We start from the raw sequence: 20,961 nt of genomic DNA, 5'->3' as shown, positions 1-20,961 counted from the left end.
CGCCAACACGTTTTTTCTTCCGCGTTCAAGTCTCTTTGCATGCACCCGATGCGGCGCGATCACTCAGGTCGCGCCGCATTTTAGTGCCTGTTTGAAGGGACGTTGTGATTTTCCGATTCCCCCGATGCTCCGCAATGGAGCATGGCAGGCGCGCATCTGCGCGCAGGCGTGCGGCAACGTGTCGCACTGTATTGCGGCGCAATAGATCGTTGCAGAAACGAGGGTTTATCGCGGCAAATCGTCCCACTATTATGCGAGCGCTTACTATTGGGAGACCGGTCGAATGACGTTTGTTGAAGTCGTAAATGAGAGGCAATGGTTATGAAAGGAAAGACTCTGCGAGGGTCGACAAGTTTCCTTTCCGCCAGCCTCGCGTTGCTGCTCTCGGGTTGCAGCAACCTCGATATTCTGAATCCGAAGGGGAGTGTGGGTCTGGCGGAACGTGAGCTGATTGCCACGTCCACCTGGGCCATGCTGATCGTGGTCGTTCCGGTGATCGCGCTCACGCTGCTGTTCGCGTGGCGTTACCGCGCGTCGAACAAAAGCGCGGAGTACCGTCCGGGCTGGGTGCATTCGACCGGTGTCGAAATCGCCATCTGGACGATTCCGACGCTGATCATTCTGTTCCTTGCCGTGCTGACGTGGAAAACCACGCACGAGCTCGATCCGTACAAGCCGCTCGAGTCGCAGGTGAAGCCGATCAACGTCGAAGTCGTCGCGCTCGACTGGAAATGGCTCTTCATCTATCCGGACCTCGGCATTGCGTCGGTGAACCAACTGGCGTTCCCGGTCGGCACGCCGGTGAACTTCGTGATCACGTCGGACACGGTGATGAACTCGTTCTTCATCCCGCAACTCGGCGGCCAGATCTACGCGATGGCAGGCATGCAGACGCGTCTGCACCTGATCGCGGACGAAGCCGGTGACTACGCGGGCACTGCGGCGAATTTCAGCGGCAAGGGTTTCTCGGACATGAAGTTCCGCGCGCTCGCCACTTCGCCGGAAGAGTTCAACGCGTGGGTTGCGAAAGTGCGCGCTTCGTCGGACAACCTCAGCATGGACCGTTACCACACGGTATCCGCGCCGACCGAGAAGGAGCCGGTGCGCTACTTCTCGACGGTCGATCCGAAGCTCTTTCACAACATCATTGCCCGATATAACAACGGTAACGTCCTCGACAACATGAAGGACGCTAACTGTGGGCCTAAGGGGTAACGCATGTTCGGAAAACTTACGCTCGATGCGATTCCGTATCACGAGCCAATCATCGTGGGCGCGGGCATCTTCATGGCGCTCGTCGGGCTGGCCGTGCTCGGCACGGTCACCTATCTCGGCAAATGGCGCTATCTGTGGACGGAGTGGCTGACTTCCGTCGACCACAAGCGGCTCGGCATCATGTACATCATCGTGGCGCTGATCATGCTGCTGCGCGGCTTCTCCGATGCGATCATGATGCGCCTGCAACTGGCGCTGGCCTATATCAACCCGGGCTATCTGCCGCCGCATCATTACGATCAGGTGTTTACGGCACACGGCGTCATCATGATTTTCTTCATGGCGATGACCTTCATGATCGGCCTGATGAACATCATCGTGCCGCTGCAGATCGGCGCACGTGACGTCGCGTTCCCGTTCATCAACTCGTTGAGCTTCTGGATGACCGCGGTCAGCGCGATCCTGATCAACGTTTCGCTGGTGATCGGTGAATTCGCGCAAACCGGCTGGCTGGCTTATCCGCCGCTCTCCGAACTGCAGTTCAGTCCGGGCGTCGGGGTCGACTATTACCTGTGGAGTCTGCAACTCTCCGGTATCGGCACCTTGCTGACGGGTGTGAACTTCTTCGTGACGATCGTGAAGATGCGCGCGCCGGGCATGACGTTCATGAAGATGCCGGTGTTCACGTGGACCACGCTGTGCACCAACGTGCTGATCATGGCGTCGTTCCCGATCCTGACCGTCACGCTTGCGCTGTTGGGTCTGGACCGCTATCTGGGCATGCACTTCTTCACGAACGACGCCGGCGGCAACGCCATGCTGTACTTGAACCTGATCTGGGCATGGGGTCACCCCGAGGTGTACATCCTGATCCTGCCGGCGTTCGGTATCTTCTCGGAAGTCGTGGCGACCTTCGCCAAAAAGCCGCTGTTCGGCTACAAGACGATGGTGTGGGCGACCTGCGCGATCATGGTGCTGTCGTTCCTCGTCTGGCTGCATCACTTCTTCACGATGGGTTCGGGCGCGGATGTGAATGCGTTCTTCGGCATCGCGACGATGGTGATTGCGATTCCGACCGGCGTGAAAGTGTTCAACTGGCTGTTTACGATCTACAAGGGCCGTCTGGAATTCACCACGCCGATCCTGTGGACGATCGGTTTCATGATCACGTTCACGATCGGCGGCATGACCGGCGTGATGATGGCGATTCCAGGCGCGGACTTCGTGCTGCACAACAGCCTGTTCCTGATCGCCCACTTCCACAACGTGATCATTGGTGGTGTGCTGTTCGGCTATCTGGCCGGCTTCAACTACTGGTTCCCGAAGGTGTTCGGTTTCAAGCTGAATGAAAAACTCGGCAAGGCGGCGTTCTGGTTCTGGCAGATCGGCTTCTATGTCGCGTTCGTGCCGCTGTATGTGCTCGGCTTCATGGGCATGACGCGCCGTCTGAATCACTACGACAATCCGGCATGGCATCCGTGGCTGGTCTTCGCCGCGGTCGGCGCAGTCCTGATCGCTATCGGTATCGCCTGCCAGCTGGCGCAGCTGTACGTGAGTATCCGTGACCGCAATCTGCCGCAGAATCGCGACCTCACGGGCGACCCGTGGAATGCTAATACGCTGGAATGGGCGACGAGTTCGCCGCCGCCGGTGTACAACTTCGCGATCATCCCGACGGTGCGCAAGCTGGATGCGTTCGGCGATATGAAGTCGCGCAAGGATAAGCCGGCACAACCGGTGTATCGCGACATTCACATGCCGTCGAACACGTCGGCGGGTCTGCTGGTGGGTCTGTTCTCGCTGGTGCTCGGCTTTGCCGGTGTCTGGCACATCTGGTGGCTGGCCATCGTCGGTCTCGTCGGTGCGATCGGCACGGTGATCGTTTATAGCTTCATGAAAAACGAGGGCTATTACATCCCGGCCGACACGGTCGCGCTGATTGAAGAGAAGCACAGCGGCACGGGTGCCCAGGTCGCGTTGGAGGTGGACTGATGTTACAGAAGACTATTGCGGTCCAGCCGCATCTCGCGCCGGATCACGTGCCGTCGCATTCGGTATTCGGTTTCTGGCTGTATCTGATGACCGATTGCGTCATCTTCGCAGCGCTGTTCGCCGTGTTCGCGGTGATGGGCCACCAGTTCGCCGGGGGCCCGAGCGGTAAGGATCTCTTCGAGATTCCCGGCGTCGCGCTCGAAACGACGATGCTGCTGCTGAGCAGCATTACGTACGGTTTCGCGATGCTGGGCGCGCACAAGAACAGGAAGGGCGTGCTGCTGTTCTGGCTCGCCGTGACGTTCCTGCTCGGCCTCGCGTTTCTGACGCTGGAAATGCGCGAGTTCTCGCACCTTATCGCCGAAGGTGCCGGCCCTGGCCGTAGCGCGTTCCTGTCGTCGTTCTTCACGCTGGTCGGCACGCACGGTTTGCACGTTACGTGCGGCCTGATCTGGATGGTGGTGCTCGCCGTCCAGGTGATGCGTCATCGCGATCTGACCGAACGCGACATGATTCGCCTGACGTGCCTGAGCCTTTTCTGGCATTTTCTGGACGTCGTGTGGATCGGCGTCTTCACCTTCGTCTATCTTGCGAGCGTAATCTAAATGGACCATAGCCATAACGCACACGCAGGCGAAAGTCACGGCAGTCTCGGCAGCTATACGGTGGGTTTCATTCTCTCCGTCGTTCTGACCGTGGCGGCTTTCGGCCTCGTCATGACAGGGAAGTTGACGGGCGAGCACGCGTTGTTCGCGATTGCGGGCCTCGCGCTCGTACAGATCGTCGTGCACCTGGTTTTCTTCCTGCACATGAATACGTCGTCCGAGCAGCGCTGGAATGTGATGGCGTTTGCCTTCACGCTGCTGACCGCGATCATCGTGATCGGCGGCACGTTGTGGGTCATGCACAACGTCAGCATGCACATGATGTCCCGCTAGACCGGCATCCTGAGCGGTCGTAACGAAGCCCCGCAAGGCGAAGTCTTGCGGGGCTTCCTGCTTTTTGCTGGTCGTGCCGGCGCATTACAGCGGCACCACGGTCGGCTCCGCGTGCGACGGCAGCTTGCCGAACGGGAAGTAGACCGGTCCGCAACCGGAATGAACCGGCGGACAAGGATTCCAGCCGCGCCGCACGAGCACGGGCTCCAGTCCGCCAGGGCAGGCGGAAGGCGTTTCGCGTGTCAGGCAGGCAATGCCGCCGCGAATGGATAGCGACGCCGCACGGTCGAGTTCGTCGATACGGGCCAGGTCTTTGAGGACGAGCGTTTTCATGGTGGATCTCCAACGGAGTGAGTGGATCGAGGAGAGCGGAGATTGCCGCACTCAAACCGATCGATTGCACACACCATGCCACCGGCCGTAAAGCTGCGTGGCGCATGCTTCTCCGCGGAATCGACCGACAAGTGTGATGGAGGCCGGCCAACTGGCCGCAGGCCGGTGTCGGCAAATCACCGACATTCTCTAGCCCGTCATGCAGGCGTGAAGCGCGCTGAAAATCACGGCACAATAGACCGCCACCATGAACCGTGCGCTCCGCGCGCACAGTTCGCCGATTCCCGTCTGCAAGGTAAGGAGAACCCATGTGCCAGCTCAAAGCCGTCGAGTATTCCGCGGCGTCGCCGGAAGTCAAAGCCGTATACGACGATATCAAGCAGACCCGTCAGGTCGACGACGTCAACAACTTCTGGAAGTACATTGCCCAGCATCCGCCCACACTTGCGCGCACGTGGGACAGTCTGAAAGATGTGATGGCGCCTGGCGCGCTCGATCCGCTCGTCAAGGAGTTGCTCTATGTTGCGGTAAGCGTGACGAACAACTGCGGGTACTGTGTGGCCAGCCATACGGCGGCGGCACGCCGCGCCGGCATGACCGACGAGATGTTCGGCGAATTGCTCGCGGTAGTGGGCATGGCCAACGAAACAAACCGGCTCGCGGTCGGCTACCGCGTGCCGATCGATCCGGCTTTCGAGTAGCCGCACGCAGTCAGCTCGCGCGGTCAGGTCGACACACCGCGCCATTCCGCGAGCAGGGCGGGTAGCTCGGCCATGTCCCTGAACACATGCACGACACCCGCGCCGTGCAACGCGGTCGTGCTGCTGTGGCCGAGCTCGACCGGGCAATAGCCGAACACCGTGGCGCCCGCGGCAACGCCCGCCGTTGCGCCGGTGACGGTATCCTCGACCACGGCACAGCGTGCCGGGTCCACACCAAGACCTGCGGCCGCGGCGAGGTAGACATCGGGATAGGGTTTGCTGCGGGGCATTTCGTGGCCGCTGAAGATACGTCCTTCGAAGCAGTCGAAAATCCCGGCTTTCACGAGCTGCAATTCGACCTTGATGCGGTCGGCGCCGGATGCGACCGCGATGCGTCCGTTGAGCAACGCATGCAACTCGCGCACTGCCGACGGCGCGCCGGAAATCGCACTCAGCTCGACATCCAGCGCCGCATTCCGGCGCGCGCGAAACTGCATGAGCCAATCTGTCGTGATGGCGAAACCGGTGCGTGCTTCGATCAGCGCGGCTTCGTCCCTGACGGCCTTGCCGACGAAAATACGCATCGTCTCCGCCACGTTCAACTGCCAGCCGAGCTCGCCGAGCATTTCAGTGAGCACGCGGTTGGTGATGGGTTCGGAGTCGACGAGCACGCCGTCGCAGTCGAAGAGTACGGCGTCGAAGGGGAAATCGGCCATCGGGGCAGGTGCGGATAGAGGTCGGGAAACCGGCAAGGATACCTCACCGGCTAGTGCGCCGTAGCGCAAGGACAGTGTTGGTGACCCTCGCGCCAATGCCGCAATCTCAGCTCTCGTACCCGTCATTCTGCTGACGCCGCATGGCAACGCGCGAACGGCTGCGACCCTGCGTCTCGCGTCTCAGCGCGGTTTTTCGCGCATCCTTCTTCCCTTTCGAATTTTTCAACAACGCGTAGCGACGGATTTTTCCCGCCGCTGCGTTCAAGAAGAAACGAAGCCGCTTCTGGCTTCGGCTTTTGATGGGAGAAACCAGCATGACATTCACCAAACCAGTTCGCCTTCTCACTTCCACGCTGGCCGTCGCGCTGACGTGCGCCGCCGCCACGCTCACGGCTGCGCCGGCTTTCGCGCAGACGGTGATCGTCGCGCCGATGGCGCCGCCGCCGCCGCGCGTCGAAGTCGTGCCGGCCCCGCGCGTCGGCTATGTGTGGGACCAAGGCCGCTGGCATTGGGATCAAGGCCATTATGTCTGGGTGGGCGGCCACTGGATGCCGATGCGCGCCGGGTATCACTGGGTGCCTGGACACTGGATGCAGATCGGGCCCAACTGGCGTTGGATCGACGGCCATTGGGCATGACCTGAACGCTGCTGTGCCCAACGTTCTTCGACGCGTTGCGCTTCACACTGAGGCGGATCGCTAAACGCCTGTGATAATGCTGCCGGCGATGAACGGCCATTGCGCATCGGGTATCGGGCAGATGCCGTGGATGAACCCGCTTCGCACGGGATGAAATGAAGCGGCGAGTTTCAAATGCCAGGACGACAGGCAGCACCTCACGCTCTCATTGAGCGACGAGCGGCGCCGCCTGTCGTCACCCGGTCAGTCGCCGGTGAAAGCGCAGGCGCCTAACCTCCGCCGCCTTGCGTCCCAATCGTCAGTTTGTTATTCACCGACTTCACGCCGGTCACGTTCTTCGCCACTTCCTCCGCCTGCGGAATCTGCGCGCCGTCGGGCACCGATCCACTCAGCGTTACCACGCCGCCGCGAGCCCGGACAAACACGTTCGACACGTCAAAACCCTGCGCTTTCGACAGAGCCTTGCGCACTTGCAAACCCAGCGAGCGGTCCGCTTTTTTTACTGTTTTGGCACTGGGCGCCGACGTGCCGCCGGACGTCGTCGCGTCGCTCGACTGCGCATAGACGCTGGACGCGGTTGCTACATACAATGCGATGCCGAGCGCCTTTAAAAGATTGACTGTTTTCACGTTTTCTCCATCCTCGAAAAGTTGATGTCGCTTCGTTGCATGCAAAAAGACCCACGCGCTTGCGAGCACTTTCCGCCCACGAGGAGCACCCCTGTCTTGTAGAAGAGTCATGCTGCGACGCTCCCGGCGCGCTTAAACAATACTCCAGCGCACGGGCTCATGTTGGAAAAACTGGCTGGAGCGCCGCGTTAGCAGCGGATCCGATAACCGTTGCGGCTCTGCCGTCAATCACGTGCATCAAGGATGTTCCGCGTTTCGCGCTGCAGATCCGCGCACGATAGCTTTTGCCGCGACCGCATTCACGCAATCACGATATCGAGCGCAATGCGTCGAATCGCTCGATGCTTAGGGGAAAAACACGACTCAACGCATCAGCACGACGTGGCTGAAAAGCGTGGCATCCGGGTAATTCCCCATGCTTCGCCTGACGACGATACGTGCCAGTTTATAACGAAAACGAATGATCGTGCTTTTATTTACAGGCTGAATTCCGGCACGTATGATGGGTGCACAAGGTGGTCTACAAATCTGCACAGCAGAACAATCTGGAGGAGCGAGACAATGTCTGTGAAGGATCTGTTTCAACTGGACGGCAAGGTTGCACTTATCACCGGAGGCTCGCGCGGACTCGGTCTGCAAATGGCCGAGGCTCTCGGCGAAATGGGCTGTCGCGTCGCCATTACCGCGCGCAAGGTCGACGAACTCGCTGAAGCGAAAACGCATCTGCAACAACGCGGCATTGAAGTGCAAACGGTGGTCAACGACCTGCAGCGCTTCGAGGGCATTCCCGGCCTCGTGGATGAAGTGCTGGGTGCCCATGAGCACATCGATATTCTGGTCAACAACGCGGGCGCGACGTGGGGCGCACCCGCCGAAGACTATCCCGACGAAGCGTGGCACAAGGTCATGAACCTGAACGTCAACGCACCGTTCTTTCTCGCTCGCGAAGTCGGCAAGCGCAGCATGATCCCGCGGCGCGCGGGCAAGATCGTGAATATCGCTTCGGTGGCGGGGTTGAAGGGATCGCCGCCCGGCATGAACACGATTGCGTACAACACGTCGAAGGCCGCCGCGATCAATTTCACGCGCGCGCTGGCCGCGGAATGGGGCAAGTACAACATCAACGTCAATGCAATCTGCCCGGGCTTTTTCCCTTCGAAGATGTCGGCCGGTCTGCTCGGCAAACTCGAAGATGCGATCGTCTCGCGCACGCCGTTGCAGCGTCTCGGTGGTGACGAAGATCTCAAAGGCCCGATCGTGTTTCTTGCGAGCGAGGCGTCGCGCCACGTCACCGGTCAGGATTTCGCCGTGGATGGCGGCGCAATCATCGCCTGAATTCGTCGCGTCCCCGCGCAAGACGTTCAGGATTGCCGGCGTTACGCCGTGGCAGGATGTGATCGGGCGGCGCCCGCGCCTGGGCCGTTACATCCGGCCCCGGCGATCTGGGACATATCGACGAAGACGGTTATTTTTTCATGACCGATCGCCTGAAACGCATGATCAACGCGTCCGGCTACAAGGTGTGGCTGGCCGAAGTCGAAGCGCTGATGTACCGGCATCCGGCTATCCATGAAGTGTGCGTGATCGGCGTGAAGGACGGGAAGCGCGGCGAGACCGTGAAGGCGCTGGTGGTGCCCGCTGCGGCGCACGCAGGCACGATTACTGCGAAGGAGATCGTCGACGGGGCGCATGAGCAGATGGCGTCGTACAAGGCGCCGCGCATCGTCGAGTTTGTCGAGTCGCTGCCGAAGTCGGGCAGCGGCAAGATTTTGTGGCGGAAATTGCAGGAAGAGTACGCGGCGCGCACGGCCGGTTCGTGACGTTCGTCTGCTCGACAACGTAACACACCCGTTCGGGGCGCTGAAAATACTCTTTTAATCGTTTGCATGTAAGCTCTACCCGCGAGTCCGCACTGAATACTGTGCGGCTCGCTGTCGTGAACAAAGGCTTGCAGACAGGCTTCGAGGCTATTGCCAACTTTCGAGAGGGGATTTTGAAAATGAAGAGCTTTGCCATTAAACAGATCATGCTCGGACTCGCCGTCACCGCCCTGGTGGCAGGCAGCATTCCGCTTGCCGCGGCCCAGGACGCCAGCGGCGCCGCGGCTACGGCGGCGCCCGCCGCGGCGAGCGGCGCAAAACCCACCAAAGCCGAGCGCAAAGCGGCACGCAAGCAAGCGCGCGCCAAAAAGAATGCCGAACTGAAGAAGCTCGAAGACGCAGGTTATCAGCCGGGCCAGAACGACCCGAACTATCCGGACAAGTTGCAGAAAGCGGAGAAGAAGGCCGGCGTTGGAGCAGGTGCGAGCCAGTAATCGTGAGGAATGCCGCTCGGCGTGACTGAGCTTCGCGCGGCTACCGGTACGCATCGCCGGGCCGCGCGCACTCGCGTCCGTGAACGTTGCAGCGCGACTCAGCCAAACCCATTCAACGCCCGCCAAGCGTCTCGATCAGCATATCGACGAACGCCTTGACGCGCGCGGTCATCTGTAACTGCTGCGGGTACACTGCGTAGATATCCGCACCCGGCGTGCGGTAGTCGGGCATGACGTGGACGAGCCGGCCATCGGCGAGATACTCCGCGATATCCCATTCGGCGCGCATCAGAATGCCGTGGCCGTCCAGAGCCCATTTCACCGCGATTTCGCCGTCATTGGTGGTCAGGTTGCCCCGCACGCGCACGGTCTCGGTCTTTTCCGCCGCGCCGCGTCCGCTCGTCAGACGCCAGAGGCCGTAACCGTCGCCGCCCTGGCGAATGCCGATGCAGTTGTGTTGCGCCAATTCCGCCGGGCTGCGCGGCGCGCGCCGCTGCGCGAGATACCGCGGCGAGGCGCACAGCAGGCGCCGGTTCGACGCGACCCGGCGCGCGATCACGCGGGCATCCGGCGGCTCGCCGAAACGCACGCACACGTCGAAGGCGTCGTCGCTGAGCGGCGGCGGGTCGACTGACAGTTGCAATTGCACGTCGACTTCGGGAAAGCGCCGCACGAATGTCGAGATCAGCGGCGCCACGTGGCTGCGCCCGAAACCGAGTGTCGCGTTGACGCGCAGCAGGCCTTTGGGTGCCGCCTGCGAGCCGCCGAGCAACTGGGCGAGGTCGTCCATGTCGTTCAGGATGCGCCGCGCGCGCGTCAGATACAGATCGCCTTCGGGCGTGAGGCTCATGCGCCGCGTCGTGCGGTTGACGAGCGAGACGCCCGCGCGCGATTCCATCTGCGCCAGATGTTTGCTTACGGCCGCCGTGCTCAGGCCGAGTTCGCGCGCGGCCGCTGTCAGGCTGCCGCTCGCGGCAAGCGTGGAGAAAAAGGCGAAGTCGTCCGGCTGTATCGACGCGGTCATGAAGCGGCTTATTGTTAACCTTGAGTTAAGGATGCTTTGAGTCTAGCAGCGTATTGACGGGCCGTGGCCGTTCTACGATGCGATCCATGCTTTCACAACATCATGGAGACGCTCAATGAAGACCTATCGCATCGCAACCATTCCCGGCGACGGCATCGGCAAGGAAGTCGTGCCCGCAGGCCGGCGCGTGCTGGAAGCCATCGCCGCGCGCAGCGACGCCTTCGGCTTCGAGTTCGAGAATTTCGATTGGGGCGGCGACTATTACCGCGAGCACGGCGTGATGATGCCGGCCGACGGACTGGACGCGATTCGCCATCAGGACGCAATCCTGTTCGGCTCGGCGGGCGACCCGCATATTCCCGATCACGTCACGCTGTGGGGATTGCGCCTGAAAATCTGCCAGGGCTTCGATCAGTATGCGAACGTGCGGCCCACGCGCATCCTGCCGGGCATCGACGCGCCGTTGAAGCGCTGCGGACCGCAGGATCTCGACTGGGTGATCGTGCGCGAAAACTCGGAGGGCGAATATGCCGGGGTGGGCGGCCGCGTTCACCAGGGCCATCCGATCGAAGTCGCCACCGACGTCTCGATGATGACGCGCGCCGGTGTCGAGCGCATTCTGCGTTTTGCGTTCCGGCTTGCGCAGTCGCGGCCGCGCAAACTGCTGACCGTGATCACCAAGAGCAACGCGCAGCGCCACGCCATGGTCATGTGGGACGAGATCGCGGTGCAGGTCTCGAAGGAGTTTCCGGACGTTCGTTGGGACAAGGAACTGGTCGACGCCGCCACCGCACGCATGGTCAACCGGCCCGCCACGCTCGACACGATCGTCGCGACCAACCTGCACGCCGACATCCTCAGCGATCTGGCCGCGGCGCTGGCCGGCAGTCTCGGCATTGCGCCGACCGCCAATCTCGACCCCGAGCGCCGCTATCCGTCCATGTTCGAGCCGATTCACGGCTCCGCCTTCGACATCATGGGCAAAGGCCTCGCGAATCCGGTCGGCACCTTCTGGTCGGTGGTGATGATGCTGGACCACCTCGGCGAGCCCGCCGCCGCGCGGCAACTGATGGCGGCCATCGAGCGCGTTACCGCGGACCCGTCGCTGCATACGGGCGACCTGGGCGGCACGGCCACGACCGCGCAGGTGACTGACGCCGTTTGCGCGCTCCTCGCGGCCGGCTCGCCGGCCGTACCGGTAGCCAGCGTCAAGGCTGCCTGAGGCGGCTCGCCTCCATCGCACAGAAACATAAACATAACGCCCGGACCGATACGTCACGGGCGATGTCACTGCATCTTGCAGAGATCGAGTGGAGACAGGTATGAACGATGAATTGCAGGCCCGTGTGGTTCGCAAGCTGACCTGGCGCATTTTGCCTTTTGTGATGCTGCTTTACTTCGTCAGCTTTCTCGACCGCGTGAACGTCGGCTTTGCGGCCATCACCATGAACAAGGATCTCGGCCTCACGCCGACCATGTTCGGGCTCGGCGGCGGCATTTTCTTCCTCGGCTATTTTCTGTTCGAGGTGCCGTCGAATCTCATCCTCAACAAGGTCGGCGCGCGCATCTGGATTGCGCGCGTGATGGTGACATGGGGCCTGGTATCGGCGGCCTCGGCATTCGTTTCCGGGCCGACCTCGTTCTATACGCTGCGCTTTCTGCTGGGCGTAGCCGAAGCCGGGTTCTTCCCCGGCATCATCCTTTACCTGAGCCAGTGGTTTCCCGCCCGCCAGCGCGCCGTCGCGGCCGCCGCGTTCATGGCGGCCGCGCCTTTGTCGACGGCGATCGGCTCGCCCATTTCCGGCGCGATCATGCAGATGCCCGCCTTGTTCGGCTTGAAGGACTGGCAGTGGCTTTTCATCGTCGAGGCGATTCCCGCCGTCCTGCTCGGCTTTGCGGTATTGAAGGCGCTCACCGATTCCCCGGACAAAGCCACCTGGCTTGCCGCCGATGAAAAGGCCTGGCTCATCGCCACCTTGCGCGAAGAACGGATGGGGCGCGAAGCGCACGCGGGCCATGCCGCCGGCGCGCTCGCCGCGTTGCGCGACCCGCGTATCTGGATCATGTCGATGATCTATTTCGGCACATCCGCGGGACTCTACACGCTTGGCTTGTGGGCGCCGCTCATCATTCGCCAGTACGGTTTCAGCGCGCTCGGCACCGGTGCGTTGAACGCCATTCCGAGCGTGCTGGCGGTCATCGGCATGGTGGTGTGGGCGCGTCATTCGGACCGTCGCGGCGAGCGCACCTGGCATGTGGTGATTCCGTGCGTGGCGGCGGCACTCGGGCTCGGCTGGGCTGGTGTCGCGGACACGGCGGTTGGCGTCGTGCTGGCGCTGGTCGTGGTGAACGTGGGCATCAGCGCGGCCAAGGCGCCGTTGTGGGCGATGCCGAGCACCTTTCTGTCGGGCGCGGGGGCCGCTGCCGGCATTGCCATGATCAACTCGCTCGGCAATCTGGGCGGCTTCGTCGGCCCGTTCGCGATCGGCTGGCTGAAGAGCGTGACGGGCGGATATGCCGCCGGGCTCTATGTGGTGGCGGCGAGCCTCGCGGTTTCGGCTGTGCTGGCGTTGGCAGTGGGGCGGCGAGGGTATCGGACCGCGCCCGCGGCGCAATGATCCGGCATGCTCGAACGTTGATGATCGAATGTTGATGAGAAGCGTTGCGGTTCTCGCTCAAGACAGGCTTTAGGGCTTTGATGTTTTTCGTGCCTGAATCGATTACGCTTTCGCCAGCGACTCGAAACCCAGGCACACGATCATGGCATCCCGACAGGAAATAAAACGATATAAAACCAATCTCTCCGATGAACTGCACAGCGCCGCGTTATACGAAACACTCGCCGAGGCCGAGAAAGACGACACGCGCAAGCAGGTGTACGGCGACCTCGCAAGGTCCGAGCGCGATCATGCGCAGGTCTGGGCCGACAAACTGCGGGCCAATGGGCTTGAGCCGAAGGGCGCCGGTCACGCCGTAAAAACGCGCCTCATGAAAGCCCTGGTCCGCCTGTTCGGCGCGAGTTTCGTGCTGCCCACGCTCGCTGCGGCGGAATACGCCGATCGCAACAAATACGAGGGGCAGCCGGACGCGGGCCGCATGTCGGCCGACGAGCAGCATCACGCCGCCATTGTCCGCACGCTGGCGCATGGCGGCGACGCGAACCTGTCGCAAGGCGCGCGCATCGCCGCCGCCGAGCAGTGGCACAAGGGCGTGGGGGCGGGCAACGATCTGCGCGCCGCCGTGCTCGGCGCCAACGACGGCCTCGTCTCGAACTTCTGTCTGATCATGGGCGTGGCCGGCGCGGGAACCGGCAACAAGGCGATTCTGCTGACGGGCCTTGCGGGGCTCATTGCCGGCGCGTGCTCGATGGCGCTGGGCGAATGGCTCTCGGTGACCAACGCCCGCGAACTCGCCCGCACGCAGATCGCAAAAGAGGCCCAGGAGATCGAAGAGACGCCGGAGGCCGAAGAGCACGAACTCGCGCTGATCTATCGCGCCAAGGGTCTCGACGCGAACGAGGCCAAGCGGGTCGCCTCGCAAATGATGCGCGACCCGAATAAAGCGCTCGACACCCTGACGCGCGAAGAACTCGGACTCGATCCCGCGGAACTGGGCGGCAATCCCTGGTCCGCTGCGGGCGTGTCGTTCTGCCTCTTTTCGCTGGGCGCGATTTTCCCGGTGATGCCGTTTCTGTGGACTCGCGACTACAACGCGATCGTGCAATGCGTGGTGCTCAGCATGCTGGCGCTTGCGTCGATCGGCGTGTTCACGTCGCTCTTTAACGGACGCAGCGCCGCATTTTCAGCGTTGCGGCAAGTCGTGATCGGATTGATCGCGGCTGCGTTTACGTTCGGCGTGGGGCGTCTGTTGGGGGTGTCGGTTTCGTGACGGCCGAACGCTGCTTCGCGCGTGCGGCACGGCCGTTTCGAGGTCTTTCCTGAACCCTTCTACAAAGGTAACACCCAGGGTAACAGTCAGCTTTTTTCCGGCGAGCCTGCATCGGGCGTTCTAACCGGAAGCCTCTATCCGTTCGCCACGTTCGCGCATCGGAAGTTTCCTCCCGCATAAATAGACCAATCCCAATCCCTTCCGTTGGCCGTGCGAATAGCATACGTCCAAGAGTGCTCTCAGCGTCTCGAACACGCTGATCTTGCGACCTAGCCGACCGAGTTCTCCCGGTCCATCGGAGATACACACGATGTTTTCCAGAATGCGCGCGGATTTCTCCGCGTCCGCCGCCATCGCAGGGGGCATCGCGCTCGTAGCAACATACAGCGGGCCGGTGTTGATCGTCGTGCAAGCGGCGCAGGCCGGGCATCTCTCGCACAGTCTGCTGTCAACCTGGATCTGGGCGGTTTCCATCGGTGCCGGCTTATTAGGTCTCTGGCTTAGCCTGCGGCACAGAATGCCGGTCATCGGCGCGTGGTCCACACCCGGCGTGGCACTGCTGATTACCGGACTTGCTCACTATCCATTCAGCGAGGTGATCGGCTGTTATCTGGTAGTGACAGTCATCATCGCAATTCTTGGCTTGTCGGGTCTGTTCGGCAGACTGATCCAGCATCTGCCCGCACATCTTCTGTCTGCCATGATTGCTGGCGTGCTCTTCGAGTTTTGCGCGGGGATCTTCCGCTCGCTCCAATCCACGCCCGCCGTTGTGCTGCCTGTGGTAGTCGCGTACGTCGCCTGTCGGCGCTTCATCCCGCGTTACGCCGTCGCGCTTGCGCTGCTGACAGGCGTCATCCTGGCTCTGCCGGGCACGAACTTCACCGCCCAAGGGCTCGACCTGACCATCGTCAAGCCCGAATTCACCCTCCCAAGCTTTTCTGTCGAGGCACTCGTCGGACTCGGCCTGCCGTTGCTTCTGCTCGCCCTGACCCAATACGCAACCTCGATCCATATTCTTCGTAACGCGGGTTATGACATATCGCCCAAATCGGTCGTCGGCGCCAGCGGACTGATGTCCATTCCTCTTGCCTTGTTCGGCAACTCCGGCATCAACCCTGCGGCAATCGTCGGGGCCATGTGCGCGAGCCCGGAATGCCACGAGAATCCCCAGCGCAGATATATCTCCGGTGTGGTCTGTGGCGTCGGTTACCTCTGCGTCGGCACGTTTGGGGCTTCCGTCATCGCGCTCTTCGCGCGGCTGCCCGAGGGGCTCACCAGTACCCTGGCGGGTCTGGCGCTGCTCGGAACGCTCGTCACAAGTCTCTCATCGTCGGTCGCTGCCGAGGCCGATCGCGAATCCTCTGTCATTACGTTCGTGGTCACGGTTTCCGGCATGTCGTTCTTCGGCTTGGGGTCGGCCTTGTGGGGACTCGTCGCCGGTGTCGTTTTTTCGCTCGTCTTGTCGAAGAAGCCACTCTGGAGGCCTGCGAAGCGGGCCGATGGCAACGAGCCGAGAACCAGTTGAGCCGGTTTCGGGACATCTGCTGAACGCGTCTTCCAGACTATCAACGCGAGGCGAATCCGCCGAATTGATCAATGCATCACGGAACGGGTACATCACACGAACATTGTGTTGGAACTTTACGAAAGGAGCTGTAGACATGGTGACAAAAACTCGCCTTGTGGGTCGCATCCAGTTCGACAATGCTTTGCTCAAGAAGGATCTGAAAGTACTGTCCGAGTTGCCGGTCATCAAGGAGCAGTACGATGAATTCAGTTCGGGCACATGGATCAACCATTCGCTTTGGAACAGAACTGGCGAGTGGACCGACACCCAATATTCCGATTATGACCATCCGGCCATTCGAACCCAGGTGGGAACCGCGACCTCGTACATCAGCCAGATCATCGAAAACTATTTCGATGTGGAACACATGCGAATGGCGCGCGTACGCAATCTCGTCAATGGTCTTGTCATTCCGCACACCGATTTTCTGGAGCTGTCAGAAGAGAAAGACCGCTATGTCCGCATTCTGATTCCCCTTGAAACCTGTATCGATTCCTACCATACCGAGGAAAAGTTTGGGGTCTTCCGGATGCGAAGAGGTGACATCTGGATTCTGGAATCGACGGTTCCTCATGCGGCGTTAAATCTGACCTCAAACAATCGCCGGATTCTAAGCCTCGATTTTCAGTACGCGGACATTCCAAATCCACATTATTCGTTGATCTTCAAGGATCTCTCGATCCACGACGTAACAGTTGCGCCGGCACTGGTTGCACGTACCAGGCTGGACCCTGAGGACTTGCATGACCATCTCGAACTGCTGGCGGAGCGTTTCAATCACAAAGACGACGCAGAGCAGATTCTGGTCAATCTGTCGAAGGTTCAACTGCGCTTCGAGTCGCCGGTCAGTGATATCTATAAAAATCTGACCAAGGTCGCCCGACTAACTCGACGGCAGGAACTCGTCGAGCATTGTGAAGAGATGCAAAGGTTCTATATTGGCTCGCGCGTGATGAACGAGCGTTTTCCGCTTCGCAAGGAACTGTTCTAAGTATTTGCGTCTGTGCAACCGGCGCTCGATCTTCATTGAGTTGTCCATGTTCAATCTCTCCAGTCAAGGCAGCGTAGGGCGCATTGTCCCGACCAACGCGGATATGCTTGAAGGTCTTCACATGGCCTGCGGCCGCCATATGGACGTGTCATTTCAGCCCGGAGTATTTTCCGAGTTGCTACGTCGTGAACTCATTCAATGTGAGCGCCGGCAATATACTGTCCGCAAACCGGCTGTTCAATGCGCCGGGGGCGCCTGGCTAACCCTCTCCGTTACGGAACGCGGCTATGCGGCGCTTGACTGGTTACTCAGCATCGCGAGATCGTCGCGGTGGGAACAGCGCCGGTCGGTTCCCTACGGCGACTAGCGCTGCACAGGCGGTTACACCCTGGTTCTCCAAGGAAGGGCGGCGTACTATCCTTCCGACCATCGTGCGGATTCGGGGTTTACGCTAACCGGTTGAGGTGCCAGCGTCTGGTGCGCCGCCGCAACTCCCGTCGCCGGCCTCGCTGAACACTTTTTTCGCCCCGCGCCGCTTCTACTTGCTCTGGCGCGACACGCGTCAATCCACTCCCGAACACCCTCCAAACCCTTTCCCAGCAAGGCTCCGACCGCAGCCGCCCGGTGCCCGCCCGAGACGGGTGTCGTATTTCCTCATGTGCTTGTCGCAAATAGTCGGCTAGGCGTACTTTTTTCTGGCAACTATGTATGCACAGCGCGGACGGAGGTCCGCCACCGCAGCAACTATCTTGCATGGGACTGGAGTAAGTGCTTTGCATGGGATCGGAGTAGCGAGTTTTGCATTGACAGCTAAAGCGCGAACTCCGGCCGACAACTAAAGCGTCAACTCCGGTCGACATAGGAGAGCATTCAATGAATTCCCCCAAGGTCGTGGTCGAAGGGCTGTGCAAAGTGTTCGGCACCAACCCGAAGCAGGCGATCGGCATGCTAGCTGGTGGCGCAACGAAAGAGGAAGTGTTTGCGCGCACCGGTCAGATTGTCGGCGTTCACAACGTATCGTTCGAAGTCAAGGAAGGCGAGATCTTCGTCTTGATGGGCCTGTCGGGTTCCGGCAAGTCGACGCTGATCCGTCTGATCAACCGGCTGGTCGAACCGACGGCCGGCAAGGTGCTGATCGACGGCCGCGACGTGGCCAGCGTACCGCGCTCCGAACTGACGGCGTTGCGCCGTAAGGACATGAGCATGGTGTTCCAGTCCTTCGCGCTGATGCCGCAGCGAACCGTGCTGTCCAACGCGGCATTCGGCCTCGAAGTGGCAGGCGTAGGCCGCAAGGAACGCGAAAAACGCGCAATGACGGTGCTCGAACAGGTCGGTCTCGCGCCGTTCGCGGAGAAACTGCCCGCGCAGCTCTCCGGCGGCATGCAGCAGCGCGTGGGTCTTGCACGGGCGCTGGCGGTCAACCCGTCGCTGATGATCATGGACGAGGCGTTCTCCGCACTCGATCCGCTCAAGCGCAAGGAAATGCAGAACGTTCTGCTCGATCTGCAACGCGAGCAGCAGCGCACCATCCTGTTCGTGTCGCACGATCTGGAGGAGGCGATGCGCATCGGCACCCGTATCGCGATCATGGAAGGCGGCCGGGTCGTGCAGGTCGGCACGCCGCAGCAGATCATCACCAATCCCGCCGACGATTATGTGCGCGCGTTCTTCGAAGGCATCGACACGAGCCGCTATCTGACCGCCGGCGATCTGATGCAGACCGACGCCGTGCCGCTCATGCAGCACTCGCCGCAGATCGACGCGTCGAGCGTGGCCGCCACGCTCAACGGCAGTGCCGACTACGCATTCGTGCTCGACAGCGAACGCAAGATTCGCGGTTTCGTGTGCCGCGACGCAATGGGCAGCGCTTCGCCGCAGCTCAATCAGATCGAATGCATTCGCCGCACCACACCGCTCGACGATGTCGTCGAACGCGTGGTGGCGAGCCGCGCGCCGCTGCCGGTTGTCGAGGCCGACGGCTCCTACTGTGGTTCGGTCAACAAGACGAACGTGCTGAACGTTCTTACGCGCCATCGGAGTTCCCATGTCTGAAGTCATTCCACTTGGCGCCTGGGTCGATCACGGCGTTCATTACCTGCTCGACCACGACGCAAAAACTTTCGATTCCATCGGTAAGGTCATCGAGAGCTTTGCCGCGGTGATCGAACACGGTTTGCAGGCCGTGCCGATGTGGGCGCTCATGGCGTTTTTTGTCGGCATCGGGCTGTGGCGGGTGGGCTGGCGTTTCGCGCTGTTCACGCTGCTCGCCATGCTGCTGATTTACGGCACCGGGTTCTGGGATCAGATGGTGATCACGCTCGGCCTGACCTTGTCTTCCACGTTGATCAGCCTGCTGCTCGGCGTGCCGCTCGGCATCTGGACCGCGAAGAGCCGCACCGTCGAGATGATCGTGCGCCCCGTGCTCGACCTGATGCAGACCATGCCGGCGTTTGTCTATCTGATCCCGGCCGCCATGCTGTTCGGGCTGGGCCGCGTGCCGGGGATTCTTTCCACCGTGATTTTCGCCATGCCGCCGGCGGTGCGTCTCACGTCGCTCGGTATCAAGCACGTGAACCGGGAAATCGTCGAAGCAGGGCAGGCATTTGGCTGCACGCCGTGGCAATTGCTCTACAAGGTGCAGTTTCCGAACGCGCTGCCTTCCATCATGACCGGCGTGAACCAGACCATCATGATGGCGCTTTCCATGGTGATCATCGCTTCGATGGTGGGCGCGGGCGGTCTCGGCAACGACGTGCTGGCGAGTATTCAGCGGCTCGATATCGGGCTCGGCTTCGAGAGCGGTCTTTCGGTCGTGATGCTCGCGATCATTCTGGACCGCATCACGGAGAGCTTCGGCCGGTCGCCGGGCATGGCGCGCGCGCCGTTGCTGTCCGGCTTGCGCAGCATCATGAAAGTGCGCCGCGAGCCGGCGGCGCAACACGGCTGAGCCGCCTATGAAGCGCGACGCGATCACGCCGGTCGAGCCCCAAGCCGATTCGCCGCTGTCCGGGCTCGCGCACTTCGGCTTCCTCACGCTGCCGAACTTTTCGATGATCGCGTTCACCAGCGCGGTCGAGGTTCTGCGCATGGCCAACTACGTGGGCCGCGCGCAGCACTACAGGTGGTCGGTGATCACGCCGGACGGCGAGCCGGCGCGAGCGAGCAACGGTATCACGGTGAAACCCACCACGACGCTGGCCGAAGCCGGCACGCCGGACGTGCTGATCGTCTGCGCCGGCTGGCATGTGCGCGATTACGTGGACGACACGGTGATTGCGTTGCTGCGCGACATCGCTGCAAAAGGCATTCCGCTCGGTGGTATCTGCACGGGGCCGTACGCGTTGCTGGCGGCTGGATTGCTCGACGGTTATCGCTGCACCGTGCACTGGGAAGACATGTCGCCGTTGCACAAGACCTACCCGCATGTGCGTTTTGCCGACGAACTATTCGTGATCGACCGCGATCGCATGACCTGCACGGGAGGCACCGCGCCGCTCGATCTGATGCTCAACCTGGTCGCCCTGCGGCTGGGCCATGCGGTTGCAGCGCAGGTGTCCGAGCAGTTTATCGTCGAGCGGATCCGTAGTTCGACTGACTATCAGCACATTCCCGTCGACGCACGGGTCGGTTTCTCGCGCGCGGAGTTGATCGAAGTAGTGCGGCTGATGGAAGCGAATATCGAGGAGCCTTTGTCGCTCGATGAACTCGCGCGGCTCGTGCATCTGTCGCAGCGTCATTTACAGCGCATGTTCAAGATGTTCCTGAACGTGTCGCCGACGCATTATTACCTGACGCTGCGTTTGCGGCGCGCGCGCGAACTGCTGCGCAACACGGATGCGTCAATTGCGCGCGTGACGGCGGTGTGCGGTTTTCATTCGCCGTGTCATTTCAGCAAGGCTTATCGTGCGCAATTCGGTCATGCGCCGAGCGTCGAGCGGCGTTTGTCCGCGTAATGCGCTGTGTCATGCAATGCATAAAAAGCCGCCCGAACCGGGCGGCGTAAAACAAATCGCTT

At 61.3% G+C, this 20,961-nt stretch carries 22 protein-coding genes and 1 pseudogene; 18 read left to right on the top strand and 5 right to left on the bottom strand.

Going from position 1 to position 20,961, the window contains the following annotated elements; translation table 11 throughout:
* The first annotated feature begins 321 nt into the window (after positions 1-321).
* The 4 genes from cyoA to cyoD are packed head-to-tail and all read left to right on the top strand — an operon-like array spanning position 322 to position 4,145.
* Positions 322-1,215, top strand: coding sequence for a ubiquinol oxidase subunit II (gene cyoA, locus NE850_RS08115; protein WP_007177065.1), 894 nt, complete (start codon positions 322-324; stop codon positions 1,213-1,215).
* A 3-nt stretch (positions 1,216-1,218) separates the two neighbouring features.
* Complete coding sequence (cyoB, locus tag NE850_RS08110) at positions 1,219-3,207, top strand: cytochrome o ubiquinol oxidase subunit I (protein ID WP_007177066.1); 1,989 nt, start codon at positions 1,219-1,221, stop codon at positions 3,205-3,207.
* Positions 3,207-3,812 carry a cytochrome o ubiquinol oxidase subunit III gene (cyoC, locus tag NE850_RS08105; protein ID WP_007177067.1) on the top strand — a complete coding sequence of 202 codons (606 nt, stop codon included), beginning with the start codon at positions 3,207-3,209 and terminating at the stop codon, positions 3,810-3,812. The genes cyoB and cyoC overlap by 1 nt, the downstream gene beginning before the upstream one ends.
* Positions 3,813-4,145, top strand: coding sequence for a cytochrome o ubiquinol oxidase subunit IV (gene cyoD, locus NE850_RS08100; RefSeq protein WP_007177068.1), 333 nt, complete (start codon positions 3,813-3,815; stop codon positions 4,143-4,145).
* 84 nt (positions 4,146-4,229) lie between these two features.
* On the opposite strand, the gene NE850_RS08095 is transcribed toward cyoD, so the two are convergent.
* Positions 4,230-4,478: a hypothetical protein gene (locus tag NE850_RS08095; protein WP_007177069.1), complete on the bottom strand. Its 249-nt coding sequence runs from the start codon at positions 4,476-4,478 to the stop codon at positions 4,230-4,232.
* Positions 4,479-4,786: 308 nt separating this feature from the next.
* Between NE850_RS08095 and NE850_RS08090 the strand changes: the two genes are divergently transcribed.
* Positions 4,787-5,179 carry a carboxymuconolactone decarboxylase family protein gene (locus NE850_RS08090; RefSeq protein ID WP_310698612.1) on the top strand — a complete coding sequence of 131 codons (393 nt, stop codon included), beginning with the start codon at positions 4,787-4,789 and terminating at the stop codon, positions 5,177-5,179.
* A 23-nt stretch (positions 5,180-5,202) separates the two neighbouring features.
* Here NE850_RS08090 and NE850_RS08085 read toward each other — a convergent pair whose 3' ends face one another.
* Positions 5,203-5,895, bottom strand: coding sequence for an HAD family phosphatase (locus tag NE850_RS08085; RefSeq protein WP_007177071.1), 693 nt, complete (start codon positions 5,893-5,895; stop codon positions 5,203-5,205).
* 106 nt (positions 5,896-6,001) lie between these two features.
* Positions 6,002-6,211, bottom strand: a complete 210-nt coding sequence (locus NE850_RS08080; protein WP_035516596.1) for a hypothetical protein — start codon at positions 6,209-6,211, stop codon at positions 6,002-6,004.
* Between NE850_RS08080 and NE850_RS08075 the strand changes: the two genes are divergently transcribed.
* Positions 6,210-6,533, top strand: a complete 324-nt coding sequence (locus NE850_RS08075; RefSeq protein WP_007177072.1) for a YXWGXW repeat-containing protein — start codon at positions 6,210-6,212, stop codon at positions 6,531-6,533. The two genes, NE850_RS08080 and NE850_RS08075, sit on opposite strands and share 2 nt — an antisense overlap.
* Positions 6,534-6,802: 269 nt before the next feature.
* Here NE850_RS08075 and NE850_RS08070 read toward each other — a convergent pair whose 3' ends face one another.
* Positions 6,803-7,162 (bottom strand): BON domain-containing protein, encoded by a 360-nt coding sequence (locus tag NE850_RS08070; protein WP_165188283.1) that lies wholly within the window; start codon positions 7,160-7,162, stop codon positions 6,803-6,805.
* Positions 7,163-7,723: 561 nt separating this feature from the next.
* Between NE850_RS08070 and NE850_RS08065 the strand changes: the two genes are divergently transcribed.
* The 3 genes and pseudogenes from NE850_RS08065 to NE850_RS08055 all read left to right on the top strand — a co-directional run bounded on the left by NE850_RS08065 (position 7,724) and on the right by NE850_RS08055 (position 9,476).
* Positions 7,724-8,497 carry an SDR family oxidoreductase gene (locus NE850_RS08065; RefSeq protein WP_165188285.1) on the top strand — a complete coding sequence of 258 codons (774 nt, stop codon included), beginning with the start codon at positions 7,724-7,726 and terminating at the stop codon, positions 8,495-8,497.
* A gap of 101 nt (positions 8,498-8,598) precedes the next feature.
* Positions 8,599-8,982 (top strand): annotated as a pseudogene (locus NE850_RS08060) (AMP-binding enzyme); the annotation flags it as partial.
* A gap of 179 nt (positions 8,983-9,161) precedes the next feature.
* Positions 9,162-9,476, top strand: coding sequence for a DUF4148 domain-containing protein (locus NE850_RS08055; protein WP_007177075.1), 315 nt, complete (start codon positions 9,162-9,164; stop codon positions 9,474-9,476).
* Positions 9,477-9,588: 112 nt separating this feature from the next.
* Here the strand turns inward: NE850_RS08055 and NE850_RS08050 are convergent, their stop codons facing one another.
* The gene (locus NE850_RS08050) at positions 9,589-10,500 is read right to left on the bottom strand and encodes a LysR family transcriptional regulator (RefSeq protein WP_007177076.1); all 912 of its coding nucleotides are present in this window, start codon (positions 10,498-10,500) and stop codon (positions 9,589-9,591) included.
* A 115-nt stretch (positions 10,501-10,615) separates the two neighbouring features.
* Here NE850_RS08050 and NE850_RS08045 point away from each other — a divergent pair, with 115 nt between their 5' ends.
* The 9 genes from NE850_RS08045 to NE850_RS08005 all read left to right on the top strand — a co-directional run bounded on the left by NE850_RS08045 (position 10,616) and on the right by NE850_RS08005 (position 20,899).
* Positions 10,616-11,722: a tartrate dehydrogenase gene (locus NE850_RS08045; RefSeq protein WP_007177077.1), complete on the top strand. Its 1,107-nt coding sequence runs from the start codon at positions 10,616-10,618 to the stop codon at positions 11,720-11,722.
* A 100-nt stretch (positions 11,723-11,822) separates the two neighbouring features.
* Positions 11,823-13,118 (top strand): MFS transporter, encoded by a 1,296-nt coding sequence (locus tag NE850_RS08040; RefSeq protein WP_165188287.1) that lies wholly within the window; start codon positions 11,823-11,825, stop codon positions 13,116-13,118.
* A gap of 142 nt (positions 13,119-13,260) precedes the next feature.
* Positions 13,261-14,388: a VIT1/CCC1 transporter family protein gene (locus tag NE850_RS08035; protein ID WP_165188288.1), complete on the top strand. Its 1,128-nt coding sequence runs from the start codon at positions 13,261-13,263 to the stop codon at positions 14,386-14,388.
* Between the two features lie 310 nt (positions 14,389-14,698).
* The gene (locus NE850_RS08030; protein WP_310698607.1) at positions 14,699-15,913 is read left to right on the top strand and encodes a benzoate/H(+) symporter BenE family transporter; all 1,215 of its coding nucleotides are present in this window, start codon (positions 14,699-14,701) and stop codon (positions 15,911-15,913) included.
* A 136-nt stretch (positions 15,914-16,049) separates the two neighbouring features.
* On the top strand, positions 16,050-16,946 hold the full coding sequence (locus NE850_RS08025; protein WP_165188290.1) for an aspartyl/asparaginyl beta-hydroxylase domain-containing protein: 897 nt from the start codon (positions 16,050-16,052) through the stop codon (positions 16,944-16,946).
* A gap of 46 nt (positions 16,947-16,992) precedes the next feature.
* Positions 16,993-17,313, top strand: coding sequence for a hypothetical protein (locus NE850_RS08020; protein ID WP_165188292.1), 321 nt, complete (start codon positions 16,993-16,995; stop codon positions 17,311-17,313).
* A gap of 506 nt (positions 17,314-17,819) precedes the next feature.
* Positions 17,820-18,998 (top strand): glycine betaine/L-proline ABC transporter ATP-binding protein, encoded by a 1,179-nt coding sequence (locus NE850_RS08015; RefSeq protein WP_310698604.1) that lies wholly within the window; start codon positions 17,820-17,822, stop codon positions 18,996-18,998.
* The gene (choW, locus tag NE850_RS08010; RefSeq protein WP_165188296.1) at positions 18,991-19,893 is read left to right on the top strand and encodes a choline ABC transporter permease subunit; all 903 of its coding nucleotides are present in this window, start codon (positions 18,991-18,993) and stop codon (positions 19,891-19,893) included. The genes NE850_RS08015 and choW overlap by 8 nt, the downstream gene beginning before the upstream one ends.
* A gap of 7 nt (positions 19,894-19,900) precedes the next feature.
* Entirely contained in the window at positions 19,901-20,899 is a 999-nt protein-coding gene (locus NE850_RS08005; RefSeq protein ID WP_165188298.1) for a GlxA family transcriptional regulator, read from the top strand.
* Positions 20,900-20,961: the final 62 nt, after the last annotated feature.

Source organism: Paraburkholderia sp. USG1, from assembly GCF_031570135.1.
GTDB lineage: Bacteria > Pseudomonadota > Gammaproteobacteria > Burkholderiales > Burkholderiaceae > Paraburkholderia > Paraburkholderia dioscoreae.
The sequence above is the reverse complement of the archived record's forward strand: the minus strand, read 5'-3'. Positions and strand labels throughout refer to the sequence as shown.

Excerpts from the sequence above, each read along its gene's own strand:
- NE850_RS08085 (WP_007177071.1), bottom strand. The coding sequence starts at position 5,895 with ATGGCCGATTTCCCCTTCGACGCCGTACTCTTCGACTGCGACGGCGTG.
- NE850_RS08015 (WP_310698604.1), top strand. The coding sequence starts at position 17,820 with ATGAATTCCCCCAAGGTCGTGGTCGAAGGGCTGTGCAAAGTGTTCGGC.
- NE850_RS08035 (WP_165188288.1), top strand. The coding sequence starts at position 13,261 with ATGGCATCCCGACAGGAAATAAAACGATATAAAACCAATCTCTCCGAT.
- NE850_RS08075 (WP_007177072.1), top strand. The coding sequence starts at position 6,210 with ATGACATTCACCAAACCAGTTCGCCTTCTCACTTCCACGCTGGCCGTC.
- NE850_RS08080 (WP_035516596.1), bottom strand. The coding sequence starts at position 6,211 with ATGCTGGTTTCTCCCATCAAAAGCCGAAGCCAGAAGCGGCTTCGTTTC.
- cyoC (WP_007177067.1), top strand. The coding sequence starts at position 3,207 with ATGTTACAGAAGACTATTGCGGTCCAGCCGCATCTCGCGCCGGATCAC.
- cyoA (WP_007177065.1), top strand. The coding sequence starts at position 322 with ATGAAAGGAAAGACTCTGCGAGGGTCGACAAGTTTCCTTTCCGCCAGC.
- NE850_RS08005 (WP_165188298.1), top strand. The coding sequence starts at position 19,901 with ATGAAGCGCGACGCGATCACGCCGGTCGAGCCCCAAGCCGATTCGCCG.
- choW (WP_165188296.1), top strand. The coding sequence starts at position 18,991 with ATGTCTGAAGTCATTCCACTTGGCGCCTGGGTCGATCACGGCGTTCAT.
- NE850_RS08045 (WP_007177077.1), top strand. The coding sequence starts at position 10,616 with ATGAAGACCTATCGCATCGCAACCATTCCCGGCGACGGCATCGGCAAG.
- NE850_RS08055 (WP_007177075.1), top strand. The coding sequence starts at position 9,162 with ATGAAGAGCTTTGCCATTAAACAGATCATGCTCGGACTCGCCGTCACC.
- NE850_RS08025 (WP_165188290.1), top strand. The coding sequence starts at position 16,050 with ATGGTGACAAAAACTCGCCTTGTGGGTCGCATCCAGTTCGACAATGCT.
- NE850_RS08095 (WP_007177069.1), bottom strand. The coding sequence starts at position 4,478 with ATGAAAACGCTCGTCCTCAAAGACCTGGCCCGTATCGACGAACTCGAC.
- cyoB (WP_007177066.1), top strand. The coding sequence starts at position 1,219 with ATGTTCGGAAAACTTACGCTCGATGCGATTCCGTATCACGAGCCAATC.
- NE850_RS08040 (WP_165188287.1), top strand. The coding sequence starts at position 11,823 with ATGAACGATGAATTGCAGGCCCGTGTGGTTCGCAAGCTGACCTGGCGC.
- NE850_RS08090 (WP_310698612.1), top strand. The coding sequence starts at position 4,787 with ATGTGCCAGCTCAAAGCCGTCGAGTATTCCGCGGCGTCGCCGGAAGTC.
- NE850_RS08065 (WP_165188285.1), top strand. The coding sequence starts at position 7,724 with ATGTCTGTGAAGGATCTGTTTCAACTGGACGGCAAGGTTGCACTTATC.
- cyoD (WP_007177068.1), top strand. The coding sequence starts at position 3,813 with ATGGACCATAGCCATAACGCACACGCAGGCGAAAGTCACGGCAGTCTC.
- NE850_RS08050 (WP_007177076.1), bottom strand. The coding sequence starts at position 10,500 with ATGACCGCGTCGATACAGCCGGACGACTTCGCCTTTTTCTCCACGCTT.
- NE850_RS08020 (WP_165188292.1), top strand. The coding sequence starts at position 16,993 with ATGTTCAATCTCTCCAGTCAAGGCAGCGTAGGGCGCATTGTCCCGACC.
- NE850_RS08030 (WP_310698607.1), top strand. The coding sequence starts at position 14,699 with ATGTTTTCCAGAATGCGCGCGGATTTCTCCGCGTCCGCCGCCATCGCA.